This is a genomic window from Azorhizobium sp. AG788 (assembly GCF_004364705.1).
In the GTDB taxonomy this organism is placed as follows: Bacteria; Pseudomonadota; Alphaproteobacteria; order Rhizobiales; family Xanthobacteraceae; genus Azorhizobium; species Azorhizobium caulinodans.
This window is the reverse complement of the sequence record NZ_SOBM01000005.1, coordinates 26463-44952: the sequence shown is the minus strand read 5'-3', so window position 1 is coordinate 44952 and position 18490 is coordinate 26463. Positions and strand designations below refer to the sequence as shown.

Below are 18490 nucleotides of genomic sequence, written 5' to 3'. Positions count from 1 at the left end.
CGCCCGTGCGGAGGCGGGGCGTAGCACCCAAGGGTCCGATGGCCGACGTTTCGCTGCCCGCCGCCTTCCTTGCCGGCCTTGCCAGCTTTCTCTCCCCCTGCGTGCTGCCGCTGGTGCCGCCCTATCTGTGCTACATCGGCGGCGCGACCCTCGACGACCTCACCAATGCCGAGCCGCTGCGTCAGGTGGCCCGCCGGGCCTTCTATGGGGCAGTGCTGTTCGTCTCCGGCTTCACCGTTGTGTTCGTGCTGCTGGGAGCGGGGGCGTCCGCCATCGGCAATGTGCTGCGCGCTCATCTCGACACGCTCTCGCTCATCGCCGGCATCGCCATCATCCTGATGGGCCTCAACTTCCTCGGCGTGTTCCGCATCGCCTTGCTCTCGCGCACCGCGCGCGCCCATGTGGCGGAGCCGACAGGCGTATGGGGCGCCTTCGTGATGGGCCTTGCCTTCGCCTTCGGCTGGACGCCCTGCCTCGGCCCGGTGCTTGGCGCCATCCTCGCGGTCGCGGGCTCGGAGGCGACGGTGACGAAGGGGGCAGCGCTGCTCGCGGTCTATTCCGCCGGCCTCGGTGTGCCCTTCCTGCTGGCGGCACTCGCCGTGCGGCCCTTCCTCAAGAGCCTCGCCCACATGCGGCGCTTCCTGCCGGTGGTTGAGAAGGTGATGGGCGGCGTGCTGGTGCTCACGGGCATCGCCTTCCTGTCCGGCGGCATCGCCAGCATGAGCTACTGGCTGCTCGAAACCTTCCCTATCCTTAGCACGCTCGGCTGACGATCCCGATCAGGAACTGGCGTCGCGCAGGCGCGGATTGGGCGCCTTGGCCGCATTGCGGGCTCCAAGCGCGGCGTCGATGCGGGCGAGCGTCAGCTGGGTCTCGCTCTCGACCGTGCGCGAGAGGGCAAGGCGCTGGCCCTCCTCGGCGATCTGCCGGCAGGCATCGGGATTGGCCCGGCACCAAGCAATCTTTTCCTTGAGGTCGGAGAGGTCCGCCTTCACCGGCACATAATGGATCCACGGCACCAGCGCGTCATAGAACCACTGCCGGAAGCCATAGGGCGAGGCGACCTTGATGACGCAGCAGCCGAGCAGCAGGCGCGAGAAGAAGTTCATCCAGGCGGCGGAGAAGCCGTCGATGTCGATGGCATAGCGCACCTTGGCCCAGCTCAGCGGATCGAGGCGCTCCTTGCTGATGCCATAGGGCGCGAGGTCGGCCCGGCCGGCGAAGGCGACGTCCACGCCCGGCTCGTCGCGGAGCGCGAGGCACATGCGCACCCGCTGGCGCAGCATCGGGTTGCCGGCGTCCATCCAGCTATGGGCGATCTCGCCCTGGCCGGACGGCGCCCCACGCCAGCGCACGACGTCCTCGCGCTCCGCCCATGGCACGCTATGGGCGATGGCCCGATAGGGCGCGTAGATGCGCGGCGTCATGAAGGATCGGTCCGGCACCAGCACGGCGTCGGGATGGTTGGAACAGAATGTGAGGACGCGGGGCGTGGCGCTGTGGTCGGCGAGGCTCGTCTCCAGGGCGTCCGCATTCGAGCGGGAGGCGAAATAGGCCATGATGGCCCCGCGCTTCCAGAGGCTGTTGATGCGGTCGCGCTTGAGGAGCTCGCCGCCGGCGGTCGCCACCAGCCAGCGCCCGTCATTCTCGAAGGAGAGGCCGTCCTCGCGGCCGGCGCCGGCATTCACCCAGACCCGGCGTCCGGCGGGCACCACGGTTCCGAAGCGCGCGGCAACCATCGCCCGCAGCACAGGCCCGGGTACGGCTTGGAACAGGAGGTCGGATAAAGCGGCCATCGGCTAGGGCTTATAAGGCCAATGCCCCCCTGTCCGGTAGGGGGCAAATGCTCCACGGCGCGAACGTGATGGGCCTGCCGTTGCGGAATTCGAACCGCTCCGGCGCAAAAGAAAACGCCCGCGCATGGCGCGGGCGTCTCCCTGTCAGATGGATATGATCGGCAGGGCCGGATCAGAGTTCCGAATAGCCGCCGTCCTTCCAGACGTAGACCACATAGTCGAGCTTGGTCAGGTCGCCCTTCTTGTCGAAGGCGAGCGGGCCGAGCACGGTGTTGAAGGTGGCGCCGGAGTGCATGTAGTCGGCGACCTTCTTCGGGTCGAGGGACTTCGTGGCCTCGGCCGCCTGCTTGATGATCTGCACTGCGGCGTAGGAATAGAGCACGTAGCCTTCCGGATCGATGCCCTTGGCCTTGAAGCGGTCCACCACTTCCTTGGCGGCGGCGTTCTTGCGCGGATCGGGGCCGAAGGTCATCAGCGTGCCTTCGGCGCCGGGGCCGGCGATGGTCCAGTATTCCTTGTCGGTGATGCCGTCGCCGGAGAACAGGACGGTCTTCATGCCCTGATCGCGCATCTGGCGCACCAGCAGGCCAGCTTCCGGGTGCAGGCCGCCGTAATAGAGTACCTCGACGCCGGCTGCCTTCAGCTTGGAGACGAGGGCGGAGTAGTCCTTCTCGCCGGGCGTGATGCCCTCATAGACCACTTCCTTCACGCCACCCTTGTTGATGGCCTTCTGGGTCTCGTCGGCAAGGCCCTTACCATAGGGGGTCTTGTCGTGGACGATGGCGATCTTCTTGTCCTTCAGGTTCTTCAGGATGTACTCGCCGGCCACCGCGCCCTGCTGGTCGTCGCGGCCGCAGGTGCGGAACACGTTCCAGAGCTTGCGCTCGGTGAAGGTCGGGTTGGTGGAGGCGGGCGTGATCTGGAGGATGCCGCCTTCCTCATAGTTGGTGGAGGTCGGGATCGAGACGCCCGAGTTGAAGTGGCCCACGACGTATTTCACGCCGTCGGAGATGAACTTGTTGGCGACGGAGGTTCCCTGCGCCGGGGTGGAGGCGTCGTCGCCCACGAACACCTGGATCTTCTGGCCGAGGATGCCGCCGGACGCATTGATGTCCGTGACGGCCTGCTCGACGCCGTTCTTGAGCTGGGCGCCGAAAGCGGCATTCGGGCCGGTCATGGGACCGGCCACGCCCAGCTTCACCTGGGCCTGAGCCTGGGCCGCGAAGGCCAGGCCGGCGCCAAGCGCAAGACCGGCAAGTAGAAGCTTCCTCATCCGTATCTCCTCTGGTTTTTCCAGCGGTCGCGAGACGGAACCCGCGAGGCCGGCTGCAACGGGCAGATGTGTGACTGGTACAGTCGATTCAGGGACGTGGATGCCCGCCATTCTGCCGCAAATCCGTCCCCTGTCGATGGGGGAGGCGGGGCTGCGGCAGCGTGGCGTTCAGCCCTGGCGCGGACGCCAGGCGAGGGGGCCGGAGCTCTCGTAGAGCCAGCCGTAGCGAAGCGTCATCTGCTGCTTGCGCACCGTGCGGAATCCAAGGCTCGCAATGGAAAACAGGATGACCAGCTCGACCAGGAAATACTTCAGCGACAGCAGCGTGCCGTGGAACAAGGCGAAGTGGCAGAAGCGCACCGCGCAGGTCACGAGCACGGAATAGACCAACACCAGCAGGAAGGGGCTCCACACCTTCGCCACCGCGCGCCCGGACATCCAGGCAGCGCCGCCGCCGAGGAAGACGGTCACCAGCAGGAAGTCGCCGAGGGACACCTCGACCACCCATTGCGGATGCAGCACGAAGGCCGCCACCACCGCGACCAGCGCGATGACAGGCAGCAGCACCATGGGGGCCCAGCGGCGGCCGGGATCGGGAGAGGGGGCAACCATGGCTCAGTGTCCTCCTTCCAGATACGCGGCCTTCACCTCGGGCCGCTCCAGCAGTTCCTTGCCGGTGCCGCTCATGGTGACGGTGCCGTTCACCAGCACATAGGCCCGGTGGGCGAGCTTGAGTGCATGGTAGGCGTTCTGCTCCACCAAGAAGACGGTGAGCCCCTCGGTGCGGTTGAGGTCGCGGATGGCGTCGAAGATCTGCTTCACGACCAGCGGCGCGAGGCCGAGCGAGGGCTCGTCCAGCAGCAGCAGGCGGGGGCGGGTCATCAGCGCGCGGGCGATGGCGAGCATCTGCTGCTCGCCGCCGGAGAGGGTGCCGCCGCGCTGGTACAGGCGTTCCTTCAGGCGCGGGAAGAGCGCGAACATGCGCTCCAGATCCTCCTGGAAATGGGCGTTGCCGTCCACGGCCGCACCCATCTGGAGGTTCTCATAGACCGTCATGCGGCCGAAGATGCGCCGTCCCTCGGGAGACTGGGCGATCTTGAGGCGCATGATCTCGTGGGTCGGCATGCGGGTGATGTCCCGCCCGTCGAAGATCACGGACCCTTCGCGGGCGCGGGGGGAGCCGCAGACGGTCATCATCAGCGTGGACTTGCCGGCGCCGTTGGCGCCGATGAGGGTGACGATCTCGCCCTCGTTCACCTCCACGTCCACGCCCTTCAGGGCGACGATGTTGCCGTAATAGGTCTTGACCCCCTTTACGGAGAGCAGCGCCGTCATAGGCCCACCTCCGCTTCCACGGCCTCGACCGCATCCTCGTCCACGCCGAGATAAGCGGCGATGACGGCGGGATCGGAGCGTACCTCCGCCGGTGTGCCGTCGGAGATCTTGCTGCCGTATTCCAGCACGATCACATGGTCCGAGATTTCCATCACCACCGACATGTCATGCTCGATCAGCAGCACCGAGGTGCCGTAATCGGCGCGGATGGACAGGAGCAGCGTGTTGAGCGCGGCTGATTCCTTCGGATTGAGGCCGGCGGCGGGCTCGTCGAGGCACAGGAGCACCGGCTCCGTACACATGGCACGGGCGATCTCCAGCCGCCGCTGGTCGCCATATGGCAGGTCGCCGGCCGGATCGTCGGCGCGGGCCATCAGGTCCACCTTTTCGAGCCAGTGCAGCGCCCGCTCCACGCCTTCCTTCTCCTGGCGGCGCCAGGAGGGCAGGTTGAAGAGGGCGGAGGGCGCCATCATGCCGGAGCGGATCAGCTTCTGGTGCTGCGCCACCATGAGGTTTTCCAGAACCGTCATGCCTGAGAACAGGCGGATGTTCTGGAAGGTGCGGGCCACCCGCGCCTGAGCCGAGACCTTGTGGTCCGGCAGGCGCTCCAGGAGATAGAGCGCACCGTTCTCGGTCTTCGCCCCGGCCTGGCCGTTGGCGGTCAGCGCCTGAAGCTCCGCCGGGCTCGGCGGCGCCTCGTGGGCGAGGGCGAGCCGTCCCAGCGTCGGCTTGTAGAAGCCGGTGATGCAGTTGAAGGCTGTCGTCTTGCCCGCGCCGTTCGGCCCGATGAGGGCGGTCACGTCGCCGCGCCCCACGGTGAAGGACACGTTGTTGACCGCGACGAGGCCACCGAACCGCATGGTGAGGTGGTCCACGGTCAGGATGGGATCGGTTTCCCAGCGTCTCATCCGTGGCCCTCCTTCACGAGATCGCCGGACACCGTCTTGCGCTCCTTCAGGAAGATGGTGGCGAGGCGACCCGACACGATGCCGCGCGGACGCCAGACCATCACCGCCACCATGGCGAAGCCGAAGATGAGCATGCGGTAGAGGGTCGGATCGAAGTCGGGCCCCAGCAGCCAGTCGCTTTTCAGGAAGGTGAGGTTCCGCAGCATTTCCATGCCGCCGATCATGAAGACGGCGGCCGCCGCCACGCCCATCTGCGAGCCCATGCCGCCGAGCACGACGATGGCGAGGATCATCGCCGATTCCATGAAGGTGAAGCTCTCGGGCGACACGAACCGCACGCGCACCGCGAAGAAGGCGCCCGCAAAGCCGCCGAACATGGCGCCGGTGGCGAAGGCCGTGAGCTTGGTGAGCGTGGTGTTGATGCCGAGCGAGCGGCAGGCGATCTCGTCCTCGCGCAGCGCTTCCCATGCCCGCCCGACCGGCATCCGCCGCAGCCGCAGCGTGGCCAGAGCGGTGAGGGCCGAGAGCGCCACGATGACGAAATAGAGGAAGATGATGCGGTGCATCGGGTCGAAGGTGAGCCCGAACAGCGCCGCGAACCCGTCGTCTCCGGACGAGAAGGGAATGCCGAAGAAGGAGATGGGCGGGATGGAGGCGATGCCGGCGGCGCCGTTGGTGAAATCCGTCCAGTTGATGAGGACGAGGCGGATGATCTCGCCGAAGGCCAGTGTCACGATGGCGAGGTAGTCGCCCCTGAGGCGCAGCACCGGGAAGCCGAGGATGACGCCCCAGAGCGCCGCCAGCAGGCCGCAGACCGGCAGGCACACCCAGAAGGACCACAGCGCCCAGAAGTTCTCGCCGAGGTGGCCGGCCATCCAGTCATTGATCGGTACGGACGTGGACAGGAGCGCGAAGGCATAGGCGCCCACCGCATAGAAGGCCACGTAGCCGAGATCGAGCAGGCCGGCGAGGCCGACCACGATGTTGAGGCCCCAGCCCAGCATCACGTAGGAGCCGATATAGATGCCGAGGTCGATCCAGTAGCGGCTGGGGGTGAGGCCGCCCGAGAGCAGCACCGCCAGCAGCGGATAGAGGATGGCGATGGCGAAGAAGGCACTCTTCGCGAAGGGCGCCATCTGGTTGCCGACGACGGCCAGCGCCGACGGGCCGGACTTCGTGGCCTTCACGCGGCCCTCGCGCCAGAGCGTGAGGTTGAGCACCAGCCGCAGGCCCGCCACCAGCAGGGCGAAGATGGTGACGAGGCCAAAGCGGTAGGTCAGCGTCAGCGGCCCGCTGCCGCTTTCGGTGGCGCGGAAGCCGACGAGCGGCAGGAGGAGGAGGAAGGTGAGGACACCGCTCACCACCGCGTCCTTCAGCGCGGCGGCAAACGGGGCGGGGGGCGCAGAGGCGGCCCCGCCCTTGGTCGGAGTGGCGGCCATCAGACCTTCTCCACTTCCGGACGGCCGAGGAGCCCCTGAGGCATGAAGATGAGCGTGATGGCAAGGATGGAGAACGCCGCTACATCCTTGTATTCGATGGAGAAATAGGCCGACCAGAAGGTCTCGATGAGGCCGATCAGCAGGCCACCCAGCACCGCGCCCGGCAGCGAGCCGATGCCGCCGAGGACGGCGGCGGTGAACGCCTTCACGCCGGGCACGAAGCCATCGTTGAAATTCACCACGCCATAATACATCAGGTACATGGTACCGGCGACGGCGGCGAGCATGGCGCCGATGACGAAGGTCAGCGAGATGGTGCGGTCGACGTCCACGCCGAGCAGCGCCGCCATCTTGCGGTCCTGTTCGCAGGCGCGCTGGGCGCGGCCGAGGGGCGTCTTCTGCACGAGGTACCAGAAGCCGGCCAGCAGGGCGACGGTCACGGCCATGATGACGATCTGCTTGTAGGCCAGCGTCACCTGGTAGCCGTTATTGTCCATCAGTACGATCACGTCGGGAATGATCGGAGGCAGCGGCTTGTTGCGCGGACCCTGGGCCACCTGCACGAAGTTGGCGAGCAGGATGGACATGCCGATGGCGGAGATCATGGGTGCGAGGCGGAAGGAGCCGCGCAGTGGGCGGTAGGCGACCCGCTCGATGGTCCAGGACAGCAGTCCCGTGAACAGCATCGCCACCACGAGGACGATGGCGAGCACGAGGAAGATGGACGAGATGCCGAGCACCGTGGTGAGCAGCAGGAAGGCGATGAGCCCGATGAACGAACTGACCATGAAAACGTCGCCATGGGCGAAGTTCACCATGCCGATGATGCCGAACACCATCGTGTAGCCGATCGCGATCAGCCCATAGATGGAGCCGAGCGTCAGCCCGTTGATGAGTTGTTGCAGAAAGACGTCCATACGTCTGGTGCCCCTCGTTCTGGTCCGCCTATTGTTTAGACGTGCCTCATGTATGGGCACAACGGACCGATGCGACTCATAGCGTGGCTCGGGTGGAGTGACAAATCCGCCTTTGGGCGTGTGGACAGTCCCCTTTCGCAATTTTCTCGGGCATCCAGCTTTTCCTTAAAGCTGCGCTGGCGCAACATCCTTGGCCTGTGGGTTGCGTGTGAGGGAGGGCGCCATGGCGCTGGAAATGGAAGGCAGCTACGAACTGCCCGTGTCGCAGCAGGTGGCCTGGGCCGCGCTGAACGATGCCGAGATGCTGAAGCGCTGCATTCCGGGCTGCGAAGAGCTGGAAAAGGTCTCCGACACCGAGCTCAAGGCGGTGGTGGTGACCAAGATCGGCCCGGTCAAGGCCAAGTTCCGCGGCACGGTGACCCTGAGTGACTTCAACGCGCCGGAAAGCTATCGGATTGCTGGCGAAGGCGACGGGGGGATCGCCGGTTTCGCGAAGGGTGGTGCATTCGTGCAATTGACCCCGGGTGAAAGTGGCACCACCTTGGCCTACAAGGCCGAGGCGCAGATCGGCGGCAAGCTTGCCCAGCTTGGTCAGCGTCTGGTGGCAGGGACAGCGAAAAAAATCGCAGACGAGTTCTTCAAGAACTTCGCCGAAGCGGTCGCGCAGCAGGAGACGCCGTAGGGGGCGACGGCCCCTCTGTTCTCGTGCGTTTCCGATGTCTCGCTTCAAGCTCGACCCCTTCGTCATCGCGCTCGCCCTGACCGTCCTTGCCGCTCTCGTCTGGCCCGTTCCGGGCGTGACGGATGGACCGCTCCACGCCGACAAGGCCGCGAGCTACGGCGTCGCCTTCATCTTCATCCTGTACGGCCTGTCGCTGGCGCCCGATCAGCTCTGGAAGAGCGTCGGGCGCTGGCGGGTGCATCTGGTGGTGCAATGCGCCACCTTCGTGCTCTTCCCGGTGGTGGTGCTCGCCGCCCATCCGCTGCTGCTGCGCGTGATGCCCCCCGAGATGGTGACCGGCTTCTTCTTCCTCGCCGCGCTGCCCTCCACCGTCTCGTCCTCGGTGGCGATGACCTCGCTGGCGCGGGGCAACGTGCCGGTGGCCATCTTCAATGCCAGCATCTCCAGCCTCATCGGCGTGTTCATCACGCCGCTGCTGATGGCCTGGTACATGCACGCGACGGGCGGGCAGCTCGATCTGGAAGGCGTCATCATCAAGCTGGTGCTTCTGGTGATGCTGCCCGTCGGCATCGGTCAGATGCTGCGCCCCGTCGCGGCCAGCTTCATTGCCCGGCACAAGCGGGCCGCACGCATCGCCGATCGCGCCGTCATCCTGATGATCGTCTACAACTCGTTTTGCGACAGCGTCGCCGGAGGGGTGTGGAGCCGGCACGACACCAGCCTCATCATCGAGATGGTGGTGGGCGTGGTGGCACTGTTCTTTGTCGTTTATGGCCTCCTCAGCGTGATCTGCCGGATCATCGGCTTCAACTACGGTGACCGCATCGCGGTCCTGTTCTGCGGTTCCAAGAAGTCGCTGGCGACGGGCCTGCCGATGGCCAGCGTGATCTTCGGCGCGCAGGCAGAACTCAGCCTCATCATCGCGCCGGTGATGCTCTTCCACTTCATCCAGCTGGTACTGGTCAGCTTCATCGCCAGCCACAATGTGGGGCGGTTGGAGCGCGCGGAGGCGCAGGCCCGCGCTCAGGCCGCCGGAGACGGCCCGCTGCCAGAGCCCCGGCACGCGACGAAGTGATGTGCAGGCGGTCAGGTGCGGCGTTGCGCGTTCAACGCCACGCTTGACCGCCGCCACCGCGCGGCCCCACACTGGAGCCATTACAAAGCACCCCAGCCGTCCGGTCGTGCGGGGCAGTTCACCGGGTCGGCACAACGAGGGTCCGGGAGGAACGTATGGCCAAAATCTCTTTGACGGTGAACGGCAAGGCGGTGACGGCGGAGGTGGAGCCGCGCACGCTGCTGGTGCAGTTCCTCCGCGAGACGCTGCATCTCACCGGCACCCACGTGGGTTGCGACACCAGCCAGTGCGGCGCCTGCGTCGTTCATCTCGACGGCGCGGCGGTCAAATCCTGCACCATGCTGGCCGTCCAGGCCGATGGCGCCAGCGTTCTGACCATCGAGGGCCTCGCGGCCGACGGCAAGCTGCACCCCATGCAGGAAGCCTTCCGCGAGAACCACGGCCTGCAGTGCGGCTTCTGTACGCCGGGCATGATCATGACCGCCGTGGACATGGTGGCGCGCCTCGGCTCGGAGCTCGACGAGGCGACCATCCGCGAGAACCTCGACGGCAATCTCTGCCGCTGCACGGGCTATCACAATATCGTCAAGGCCGTGGCCGCCGGTGCCGCCGCCATGAAGCAGCCCGCCCTCGCCGCCGAGTGAGGGACCGGCGGGTGTCCGTGCCCGCCTCCTGATCCATTGCACAGCATTCGTCTGCCCGCCCGTGGCGGCAGCATCCGCTCATCCGGACAGCCTCAACAAACGGCGCCGGAGCCCGTGCATTCCCTTTGGGACACCCATTCGGGGGAGGAACCCATGAACGCCAGCAACGTCACGCCCCTCGGCGCGCCCGTCCGCCGCAAGGAAGACCACCGCTTCATCACCGGCAAGGGCCGCTATACGGACGACATGAACCGGCCGGGGCAGGCGCACGCCTATTTCCTGCGCTCGCCGCATGCCCATGCCCGCATCCGCGGCATCGACATTTCTGCCGCCTCGGCCATGCCGGGCGTCGTCGCCATCCTCACGGGCGCGGATCTGGCGCAGGACGGGGTGGGCGACCTCATCTGCGGCTGGATGATCCATTCGGTGGACGGCACGCCCATGCGCATGGGCTCTCATCCGCCGCTCGCCAAGGAGAAGGTGCGCTACGTGGGCGACCATGTGGCGGTGGTGATCGCGGAAACCCTCAATCAGGCCAAGGACGCCGCCGCGGCCGTCGCGGTGGATTACGAGGTGCTGCCGGCGGTGGCGGACACGAGCGCCGCCCGCGCGGCCGGTGCGCCGCAGGTGCATGAGGTGGCGCCCGGCAATACGGTCTTCTCCTGGGAACTGGGCGACAAGGCCGCCACCGATACCGCCTTCGGGCAGGCGGCCCATGTGGTGCGCCTCGATCTCGTCAACAATCGTCTGGCGCCCAACCCCATCGAGCCGCGCGCCGCCATCGGCGAATATGACAGCGGCGACGAGGCCTATACGCTCTGGACCACGAGCCAGAACCCGCATGTGGCCCGCCTCGTGCTCTCGGCCTTCGTCGGCATCGCGCCGGAGAACAAGCTGCGCGTCATCGCCCCGGACGTGGGCGGCGGCTTCGGCTCCAAGATCTTCATTTATGCGGAAGAGACGGTCTGCGTCTGGGCCGCCAAGCGCGTGGGACGTCCGGTGAAATGGACGTCGGATCGGTCCGAGGCCTTCCTCTCCGATGCCCATGGGCGGGACCACATCACCCATGCGGAACTGGCGCTGGACGCGGAGGGGCACATTCTCGGCTTCCGGGTCGAGACGACGGCCAACATGGGCGCCTATCTCTCCACCTTCGCCTCGGCCATCCCGACCTATCTCTACGCGACCCTGCTCTCCGGCCAGTACGCCATGCCGGCCATCCATTGCCATGTGGATGCGGTCTATACCAACACGGCGCCCGTGGACGCCTATCGCGGGGCGGGGCGCCCGGAAGCGACCTTCCTGGTGGAGCGCATCGTGGAGATCGCCGCGCGCACGCTTGGCATTGACAGCGCCGAGTTCCGGCGGCGCAACTTCGTGCGGAGCTTCCCGCACCAGACGCCGGTCATCATGAATTATGACGCCGGCGACTATTTCGCCTCCCTCGACAAGGCGCTGGAGCTTGCCGACTATGCCGGTTTCCCCGCTCGCAAGGCGGAGGCCGCCCGCCGCGGCAAGCTGCGGGGCATCGGCCTGTCCAATTACATCGAGGCCTGCGGCATCGCCCCGTCGGCGGCGGTGGGCTCGCTCGGGGCCGGCGTCGGCCTCTGGGAGAGCGCGGAGGTACGGGTGAACCCCACCGGAAATGTGGAGGTGCTCACCGGCTCGCACAGTCACGGGCAGGGGCACGAGACCACCTTCGCCCAGCTCGTGTCCGCCCGGCTCGGCATTCCCATCGAGCAGGTGACCATCGTCCATGGCGACACCGACAAGGTGCAGTTCGGCATGGGCACCTATGGCTCCCGCTCGGGGGCGGTGGGCATGTCTGCCATCGTGAAGGCGCTGGACAAGGTGGAGGCCAAGGCGAAGAAGATTGCCGCCCATATTCTCGAGGCCTCGGAAGGGGACATCGAGTTCAAGGACGGACGGTTCAGCGTGGCCGGCACCGACCGGGGCCTTGCCTTTGCGGAAGTGGCACTGAACGCTTATGTGGCGCACAAATTCCCCACCTCCGAGATCGAGCCGGGGCTGAAGGAGGGGGCCTTCTACGACCCCACCAACTTCACCTTCCCCGCTGGCTGTCACGTCTGCGAGCTGGAGGTGGACCCGGACACCGGCGTCACGGAAATCGTGAATTTCGTGGCGGTGGATGATTTCGGCGTCGTCATCAATCCGATGATCGTCGAGGGGCAGGTGCATGGCGGCATTGCCCAGGGCGTCGGGCAGGCGCTCCTCGAAGCCGTGCATTATGATGCGGACGGCCAGCTCGTGACGGGCTCCTTCATGGACTACACCATGCCGCGCGCAGCCAATCTGCCGTCCTTCCGTGTCGGGCTCACCGAGACGCGCTGCCCCTCCAATCCGCTGGGCATCAAGGGCTGCGGCGAAGCCGGTGCCATCGCCGCCCCGCCGGCGGTCATCAATGCGCTCACCCATGCCCTCGGTACCGAGGACGTGCCCATGCCCGCGACACCGGCCAAGGTCTGGAAGATCATCCGGGACCTGCCGGCACCCGCACTGGCGGCGGAGTGATCGGCCCGCATCCATCGCGGCGGATCGGGTCAGGCCACGCCTGGCCTGCCCTCCGACCTCGCCTTTTCCCTTGAACAGGGCCCGTCCTGCGGCTTGGATTGCCAGACATCGAAGCCGGACGTGCTTCAGGAGATCAGACCATGTACGCGTTTGATTATCAGCGCCCCGCCGCCCTTGACGACGCCATCGGCCTCCTGCGTTCGGTGGACGAGCCCAAGGTTCTTGCGGGCGGCCAGACCCTGCTGCCGACCCTCAAGCAGCGCCTCGCGCAGCCGGGCACGCTGGTGGACCTCTCCCGCATTCCCGGCCTGTCCCGCATCGAGCGTCAGGGCGAAGGCCTCGTCATCGGCGCCATGGCGCGCCATGCGGAAGTGGCGACCTCCGCTCTTGTGAAGAGCGTCATTCCCGCGCTGGCGGAACTCGCCGGCGTGATCGGCGACCCGGCCGTGCGCAATCGCGGCACGCTCGGGGGCTCCATCGCCAACAACGATCCCACGGCGGATTATCCCGCCGGCTGCCTTGGCCTCGGCGCCACCATCCTCACAAGCAAGCGCGCGCTGGCGGCGGACGACTTCTTCACCGGCCTCTTCGAGACCGCGCTGGAGGAGGACGAACTGGTGGTGGGCGTGGAATTTCCTGCGCCGGCGCGGGCCGGCTACGCCAAGTTCCGCAATCCCGCTTCCCGCTACGCCATGGCGGGCGTCTTCGTGGCGCAGGGCGCCGAGGGCGTGCGCGTGGCCGTCACCGGGGCGGGGCAGGGCGGCGTATTCCGCTGGAGCGAGGCGGAAGAGGCACTCGCCGCCGACTTCCGTCTGGAGGCTCTGGACGGCCTTTCCGTAGAGTCTGCCGACATGATGTCGGACCTCCACGGCAGTGCCGACTATCGGGCTCATCTGGTTAAAGTGATGGCCCGGCGCGCGGTGGTTGCATCTATGGGGTAGCTTGGTAGGTAATGGCTGGCTAAGGTCATGTATACCAGCTAAATTTGTTAAAAAATCGTGGTTTTATTCCACTAATGCGTCATATGGTTCCCTTCGCGCCTCAAGGGGGGTCTTATGGCGTCGGAATCCATTCCTGAACTCATCGAGTTCGTCCTGGCATTGCTTGCCCTGGGCGCACTCGCCGGGTTGCTCGTGGGGCTATTCGGAGCCTATGGCGGTCTGGTGATCGTCCCGGTTCTGCACCCGCTCCTCACGACGCTCGGCATGCACAACAGCCTGGTCGTCCATGTGGCGACGGGCATTTCCCTGGCTCTGGTCGCCGTGACGGGGCTGCGCCTCTGGCGAGGGCGGCGGGCCGCCCGGTCCGGTCGCGGTCTGGCTCCGGGAGGCTGGCTCTGGGCGGTATCCGCTGCGGCGGTCGCCGCAAGCGTCGTCGTATCCGCCTTGCCGTCAGGAGAGATGGAACTCGTCTTCACCATCGCCGTCCTCGCGGGTGCGGTGAAGATGCTGTTTCTCGGCCACATCTCGGCGCCCTCCGGCGCCCGGCTGGTGGCGGCGGGCGGCGGCGGTGCCGCCACACTCTCGGATGACGGTTTCTCCGATCTGGAAAGCAGCCTTGGCGGGGCCTTTCACAAGCTGCGCGATGCCTGGGCGGGAGCCGGGCGCATGATGGCCGACCCGCTGGCCGTGTGCGCTGTGCTCGCCGTCCCCGGCCTGTTCGGCCTCGCCGCGGCGGTTTTCGGGGACCCGCAGTTCCCCGCCGCCAGTGCCGATTTCATGCAGGTGTTCGGCGTCGCCGTCATCCTCGTCACCGCCGTGGGGCTGGCGCCCCTCGGGGCGGCCCTGTCCGGCCAGTTTCCCAAGCGCGTGCTGGAAGTGAGCCTTGGCGTTTTCCTGCTGATGCTGGCCGGCGAATTCGCCTACACACTGCTGATGTCCTGAAGCGGGCCGCCGGCCGGGGCAAACCACCCGGCCGGCGCTCGGCCCGGACTGAAGAAGCGCTTCCGGCGCGCCGCGAGCCGCAGTACATCTGTGTCATGCCGGATCGCGCTTCCTTCCCGCCCCCGTCCATCGATGCCACGCAGGCCCTGCTCACCGGCGCCGGCTATGTGCCAGACCGGGCGCTTGCCACCGTGCTGCATCTCGCCCTGCGCATGGGCCGTCCGCTGCTGCTGGAAGGCGAGGCCGGCGTCGGAAAGACCGAAGTGGCGCGCACGCTGGCCCACGCCCTTGGGCGGCGCCTCATTCGCCTGCAATGCTATGAGGGGCTCGATCTCGCCGGCGCCGCCTATGAGTGGAACTATCCCGCCCAGATGATCGCGATCCGTCTCGCGGAAGCCGCGGGCGAGAGCGACAAGGCGGAGATCTCATCCGGCGTCTTCTCCGAGCGCTATCTCCAGCGCCGCCCGCTGCTCGAAGCCCTGATGCCCGATCCCTCGGGGCCGCCGGTGCTGCTGATCGACGAACTGGACCGCACGGACGAGGCCTTCGAGGCTTTCCTGCTGGAAGTGCTGTCGGACTTCCAGATTTCCATTCCAGAACTCGGCACCGTGAGGGCGGAACATCCGCCGATCATCATCCTCACCTCCAACCGCACGCGCGAGATCCACGACGCGCTGAAGCGGCGCTGCCTCTATCACTGGGTGGACTATCCCAGCGCCGAACGGGAACTGGAGATCCTGCGGGCCCGCCTGCCGCAGGTGCCGCAGGCCCTCTCCCGGCAGGTGGTGGCCTTCGTGCAGGCCCTGCGGCGGGAAGACCTGTTCAAGGTGCCGGGCGTCGCCGAGACGCTGGACTGGGCCGCTGCCCTCGTGGAGCTCGATGCGGTGGCCGTCGATCCTGCGCTGGCACAGGACACGCTGGGCGTGCTGCTGAAATATCAGGACGACATCGCCCGCACCGATGCGGCGGCGATCTCTCGCCTGCTGGACGAGGCCCGCCATGCCGCCGGCCGCATCGCCTGAGCCGTTGCGCCCGGCCCACGAGGGCCGGCTCGCCGCCAACATCCTCTATTTCGGCCGCCTGCTGCGTGCCGCCGGGCTCACCGTCGGCCCGGGCGTGATGCTCGATGCGGTGACGGCGGTGGAGGTGGCGGGCGTCGGCACCCGGCAGGATCTCTATTGGACCCTCCACGCCGTCTTCGTGAAGCGGCATGAGGACCATGACCTGTTCGATGCGGTCTTCGCCCGCTTCTGGCGCCGCCGCGCGCCGGCGGAAAAGCTCATGGAACTGCTCTCGCCGGTCGCCGTGCCCCGCGCGCCGGAGCCGCCCAAGCCGGGCCAGAGACGGGTGGAGGAGGCGTTCCGGGGCCTCTCCCGCCCGCCGGAGGTGGAAGAGCAGCAGGTTTCACTCGATGCCCGCCTCACGGCTTCCGATCAGGACGTGCTGCGCACCCGCGATTTTGCGCAGATGAGCGCCGAGGAATTGCGCGAGGCCCGCCGGCGCATCGCCGCTTTGCGCCTGCCCCAGGACACCATCCGCACGCGCCGCCTCATCGCGGATCCACGCGGCGCCCGTCCCGATTTCCGCGCCAGCCTGCGGGCCTCGCTCGCCACTTGCGGGGCGCTGTTGCCGCTGAAGCGGCGCGGTCCCCGCGAGCGGCCGACCCCGGTCGTCGCGCTGCTGGATATCTCCGGCTCCATGGCCGATTATGCCCGCCCGGTGTTGCACTTCCTGCACGCGCTCGCCACCCGGCGTCGGGTGGACACCTTCCTGTTCGGCACGCGCCTCACCAATGTCACCCGCGCGCTACGGCACCGCGATGCGGATGCGGCGCTGACGGAGGTGTCCCGCCTCGTGCCCGACTGGTCCGGGGGCACCCGCATCGCCACCTCGCTGCGGGCCTTCAACAAGGACTGGTCCCGCCGCGTGCTGGCGCAGACCCCCATCGTCCTCCTCGTCACCGACGGGCTGGAGCGGGATGCGGACGAGACTCTGGCGCAGGAGATGGGCCGCCTTCAGCGCTCCTGCCTGCGCCTCGTCTGGCTCAATCCCTTGCTGCGCTATTCCGCCTTCGAGCCGCGTGCGCGGGGCATCCGGGCCATGCTGCCTTATGTGGACGATTTCCGCCCCGTCCATGATCTGGCGAGCCTTGAGGCGCTGGTGGCGGCGCTCGCCGCCCCGCCCGTGCCATTTGCCGGTCGCAAGCTTCTGGCGGCAGGAGAGGGGTGACATGAGCAAGGTCAGCGAATTCTTCACCATTGGCTATGAGCACACGACGCCAGCCGCTTTCTTCGAGACGCTGGAGGATGCGGGCGTCGGCCTCGTGGTGGACGTGCGGGCGGTGGTGGTCTCGCGCCGGCCCGGCTTTTCCAAGACGGCGCTGGCGGCGGGCGTCTCCGAGCACGGCATCGGCTATGTGCACCTGCGGGCGCTGGGCACGCCCACCGATGGGCGTACCGCCGCGCGCAAGGGTGATGTCTCGACCCTCATGCGCATCTACAACGCCCATCTGGAAACACCGGCCGCCCGCGAGGCGCTGGATGAACTGACCGCGCTCGCCCGCAGCCGGCCCGTCTGTCTCCTGTGTTACGAGCGCCATGTGGAGGGCTGCCACCGCCAGCGGCTCGCGGAACTCCTCTGCGAGCGTCTGGGGTTCGATGTGACCCATCTGGAGGCGGACCCGTTCTAGCTGGCCGTTCTCCGACCCATGGCCAGCACGAGGCCGATGGCGACGATGCAGGCAAGGGCGCCGGCCCCGAAGACCGAGCCGAAGCCCGCTACCCCCGCCAGCAGGCCGGCCAAAGGCCCGGTGACACCCAATGCGATGTCGAGGAAAGCCATGAAGCTGCCGATGGCGGCCCCCTGACTCTCGCGCGGCACCCGGCGCACCGCTTCGACCCCCATCGCCGGCAGCACCAGCGAGAAGCCGGCGCCGGTCAGCGCGGCACCCGCGAGCCCGACCCACACATGGTCGAACCCGCCATATCCGCCGGCGAAGAGCAGGGCCTGCCCCACGCCTTCCACGGCCAGCGAGATGAGCGAAACGGTGGCCCCGCCCAGCCGGTCGGGCATGTGGCCGAAGGCGAAGCGCACGAGCACGAAGCCGATGCCATAGAGCGAGAGGGCAAGCCCTGCATGCGCCCAGCCGCGCTCGGTGAAGGTGAGCACCACGAAGCTGCCGAGCAAGGCGAAGGGCGCGGTGGAGAGCGCCAGCACGAGCCCGAACCGCCAGACGAGGCCGAGCACGCGCACGAACGGCAGGCGCGGCGCCGCCGGTGCTTCCGAGCGGGGCACGGCGGCGACGCAGACGACAATGGCCATGGCCAGCAACGGTGCGGCGAGGGCGAGCAGGGCCACCGCCCCGAAGCCGTAACTCTCCTGCGCCACGACGCCGAGCGGGGCACCCACTGCCAGAGCGGCGCTCACCGCAATGCCGTTCCAGCCCATGACGAGGCCGGCCTTTGCGACACCCACGCGGCCGATGCCCCAAGCCAGGAAGCCGGTGATGAAGAGGCTCTCCGCAATGCCGTGGATCATGCGCCCTGCGATCAGCACGGCCAGGCTGAGCGAGGGATCGGGCAGGGCGAGCGAGGCGAGATAGAGCCCGCCCGCACAGGCCGCGAGCGGCAGGCCGGCGACGACGGCCCATTTGGCGCCGTGGCTGTCCACGGTGGTGCCGGCCATGCCCCGGCTGAGCAGGGTGACGACCGACTGGCTGCCCACCACCACGCCGACGAGCACGGCGCCAAAGCCGAGGCCTTCATGGACGCGGATGGAGAGGACGGGCAGGGGAATGCCGATGCTCAGGACCGCGAGAAATGCGGAGAGCGTCAGCGGAAACAGGATCGGAACGACCGCGAAGAGGGCGGAGGACGCGCGGGGCTTGGGAGGAGCGTGCATGAGGCAGCCTCAGATTGCGGCATGAAAGCCGGTTGGCTGCGTTGCTTCACGTTAGACGCTTACGGGGATGCATCATCCCAATGCGCGGTTTCATATGGAAGGGGCG

The 18490-nt window shown here is 67.4% G+C and carries 18 protein-coding genes; 10 read left to right on the top strand and 8 right to left on the bottom strand.

The window, feature by feature from the left end; translation table 11 throughout:
• The first annotated feature begins 38 nt into the window (after positions 1–38).
• A complete protein-coding gene (locus DFO45_RS13810) occupies positions 39–770 on the top strand; it encodes a cytochrome c biogenesis protein CcdA (protein WP_133865331.1) in 732 nt (243 codons plus the stop codon).
• 9 nt (positions 771–779) lie between these two features.
• On the opposite strand, the gene DFO45_RS13805 is transcribed toward DFO45_RS13810, so the two are convergent.
• From DFO45_RS13805 to DFO45_RS13775, 7 genes are all read right to left on the bottom strand, one after another.
• On the bottom strand, positions 780–1796 hold the full coding sequence (locus DFO45_RS13805) for a glycosyl transferase family 90 (RefSeq protein ID WP_012171472.1): 1017 nt from the start codon (positions 1794–1796) through the stop codon (positions 780–782).
• A gap of 172 nt (positions 1797–1968) precedes the next feature.
• Entirely contained in the window at positions 1969–3069 is a 1101-nt protein-coding gene (locus tag DFO45_RS13800) for a branched-chain amino acid ABC transporter substrate-binding protein (protein WP_043879434.1), read from the bottom strand.
• A 168-nt stretch (positions 3070–3237) separates the two neighbouring features.
• The gene (locus DFO45_RS13795) at positions 3238–3681 is read right to left on the bottom strand and encodes a DUF6867 family protein (protein ID WP_133865330.1); all 444 of its coding nucleotides are present in this window, start codon (positions 3679–3681) and stop codon (positions 3238–3240) included.
• 3 nt (positions 3682–3684) lie between these two features.
• Positions 3685–4404 carry an ABC transporter ATP-binding protein gene (locus DFO45_RS13790; protein ID WP_012171469.1) on the bottom strand — a complete coding sequence of 240 codons (720 nt, stop codon included), beginning with the start codon at positions 4402–4404 and terminating at the stop codon, positions 3685–3687.
• Positions 4401–5312 carry an ABC transporter ATP-binding protein gene (locus tag DFO45_RS13785; protein WP_012171468.1) on the bottom strand — a complete coding sequence of 304 codons (912 nt, stop codon included), beginning with the start codon at positions 5310–5312 and terminating at the stop codon, positions 4401–4403. The genes DFO45_RS13790 and DFO45_RS13785 overlap by 4 nt, the downstream gene beginning before the upstream one ends.
• A complete protein-coding gene (livM, locus tag DFO45_RS13780; RefSeq protein ID WP_133865329.1) occupies positions 5309–6751 on the bottom strand; it encodes a high-affinity branched-chain amino acid ABC transporter permease LivM in 1443 nt (480 codons plus the stop codon). The genes DFO45_RS13785 and livM overlap by 4 nt, the downstream gene beginning before the upstream one ends.
• A complete protein-coding gene (locus DFO45_RS13775) occupies positions 6751–7668 on the bottom strand; it encodes a branched-chain amino acid ABC transporter permease (RefSeq protein WP_012171466.1) in 918 nt (305 codons plus the stop codon). The genes livM and DFO45_RS13775 overlap by 1 nt, the downstream gene beginning before the upstream one ends.
• A 223-nt stretch (positions 7669–7891) precedes the next feature.
• Between DFO45_RS13775 and DFO45_RS13770 the strand changes: the two genes are divergently transcribed.
• From DFO45_RS13770 to DFO45_RS13730, 9 genes are all read left to right on the top strand, one after another.
• The gene (locus DFO45_RS13770; RefSeq protein ID WP_012171465.1) at positions 7892–8350 is read left to right on the top strand and encodes a carbon monoxide dehydrogenase subunit G; all 459 of its coding nucleotides are present in this window, start codon (positions 7892–7894) and stop codon (positions 8348–8350) included.
• Between the two features lie 34 nt (positions 8351–8384).
• The gene (locus DFO45_RS13765; RefSeq protein ID WP_012171464.1) at positions 8385–9425 is read left to right on the top strand and encodes a bile acid:sodium symporter family protein; all 1041 of its coding nucleotides are present in this window, start codon (positions 8385–8387) and stop codon (positions 9423–9425) included.
• Between the two features lie 155 nt (positions 9426–9580).
• A complete protein-coding gene (locus tag DFO45_RS13760) occupies positions 9581–10069 on the top strand; it encodes a (2Fe-2S)-binding protein (RefSeq protein ID WP_012171463.1) in 489 nt (162 codons plus the stop codon).
• A gap of 153 nt (positions 10070–10222) precedes the next feature.
• Positions 10223–12601, top strand: a complete 2379-nt coding sequence (locus DFO45_RS13755; protein WP_133865328.1) for a xanthine dehydrogenase family protein molybdopterin-binding subunit — start codon at positions 10223–10225, stop codon at positions 12599–12601.
• Positions 12602–12741: 140 nt separating this feature from the next.
• Positions 12742–13542, top strand: coding sequence for a xanthine dehydrogenase family protein subunit M (locus DFO45_RS13750; protein WP_133865327.1), 801 nt, complete (start codon positions 12742–12744; stop codon positions 13540–13542).
• A gap of 114 nt (positions 13543–13656) precedes the next feature.
• A complete protein-coding gene (locus DFO45_RS13745; RefSeq protein ID WP_012171460.1) occupies positions 13657–14484 on the top strand; it encodes a hypothetical protein in 828 nt (275 codons plus the stop codon).
• Between the two features lie 95 nt (positions 14485–14579).
• Positions 14580–15506, top strand: coding sequence for a MoxR family ATPase (locus DFO45_RS13740; protein WP_133865326.1), 927 nt, complete (start codon positions 14580–14582; stop codon positions 15504–15506).
• On the top strand, positions 15484–16713 hold the full coding sequence (locus tag DFO45_RS13735) for a VWA domain-containing protein (protein ID WP_133865325.1): 1230 nt from the start codon (positions 15484–15486) through the stop codon (positions 16711–16713). Before DFO45_RS13740 ends, DFO45_RS13735 begins: the two co-directional genes overlap by 23 nt.
• A 1-nt stretch (position 16714) precedes the next feature.
• Entirely contained in the window at positions 16715–17173 is a 459-nt protein-coding gene (locus tag DFO45_RS13730; RefSeq protein WP_133865324.1) for a DUF488 domain-containing protein, read from the top strand.
• Here DFO45_RS13730 and DFO45_RS13725 read toward each other — a convergent pair.
• Positions 17170–18384 (bottom strand): arabinose transporter, encoded by a 1215-nt coding sequence (locus tag DFO45_RS13725; protein ID WP_133865323.1) that lies wholly within the window; start codon positions 18382–18384, stop codon positions 17170–17172. The two genes, DFO45_RS13730 and DFO45_RS13725, sit on opposite strands and share 4 nt — an antisense overlap.
• Positions 18385–18490 lie beyond the last annotated feature (106 nt).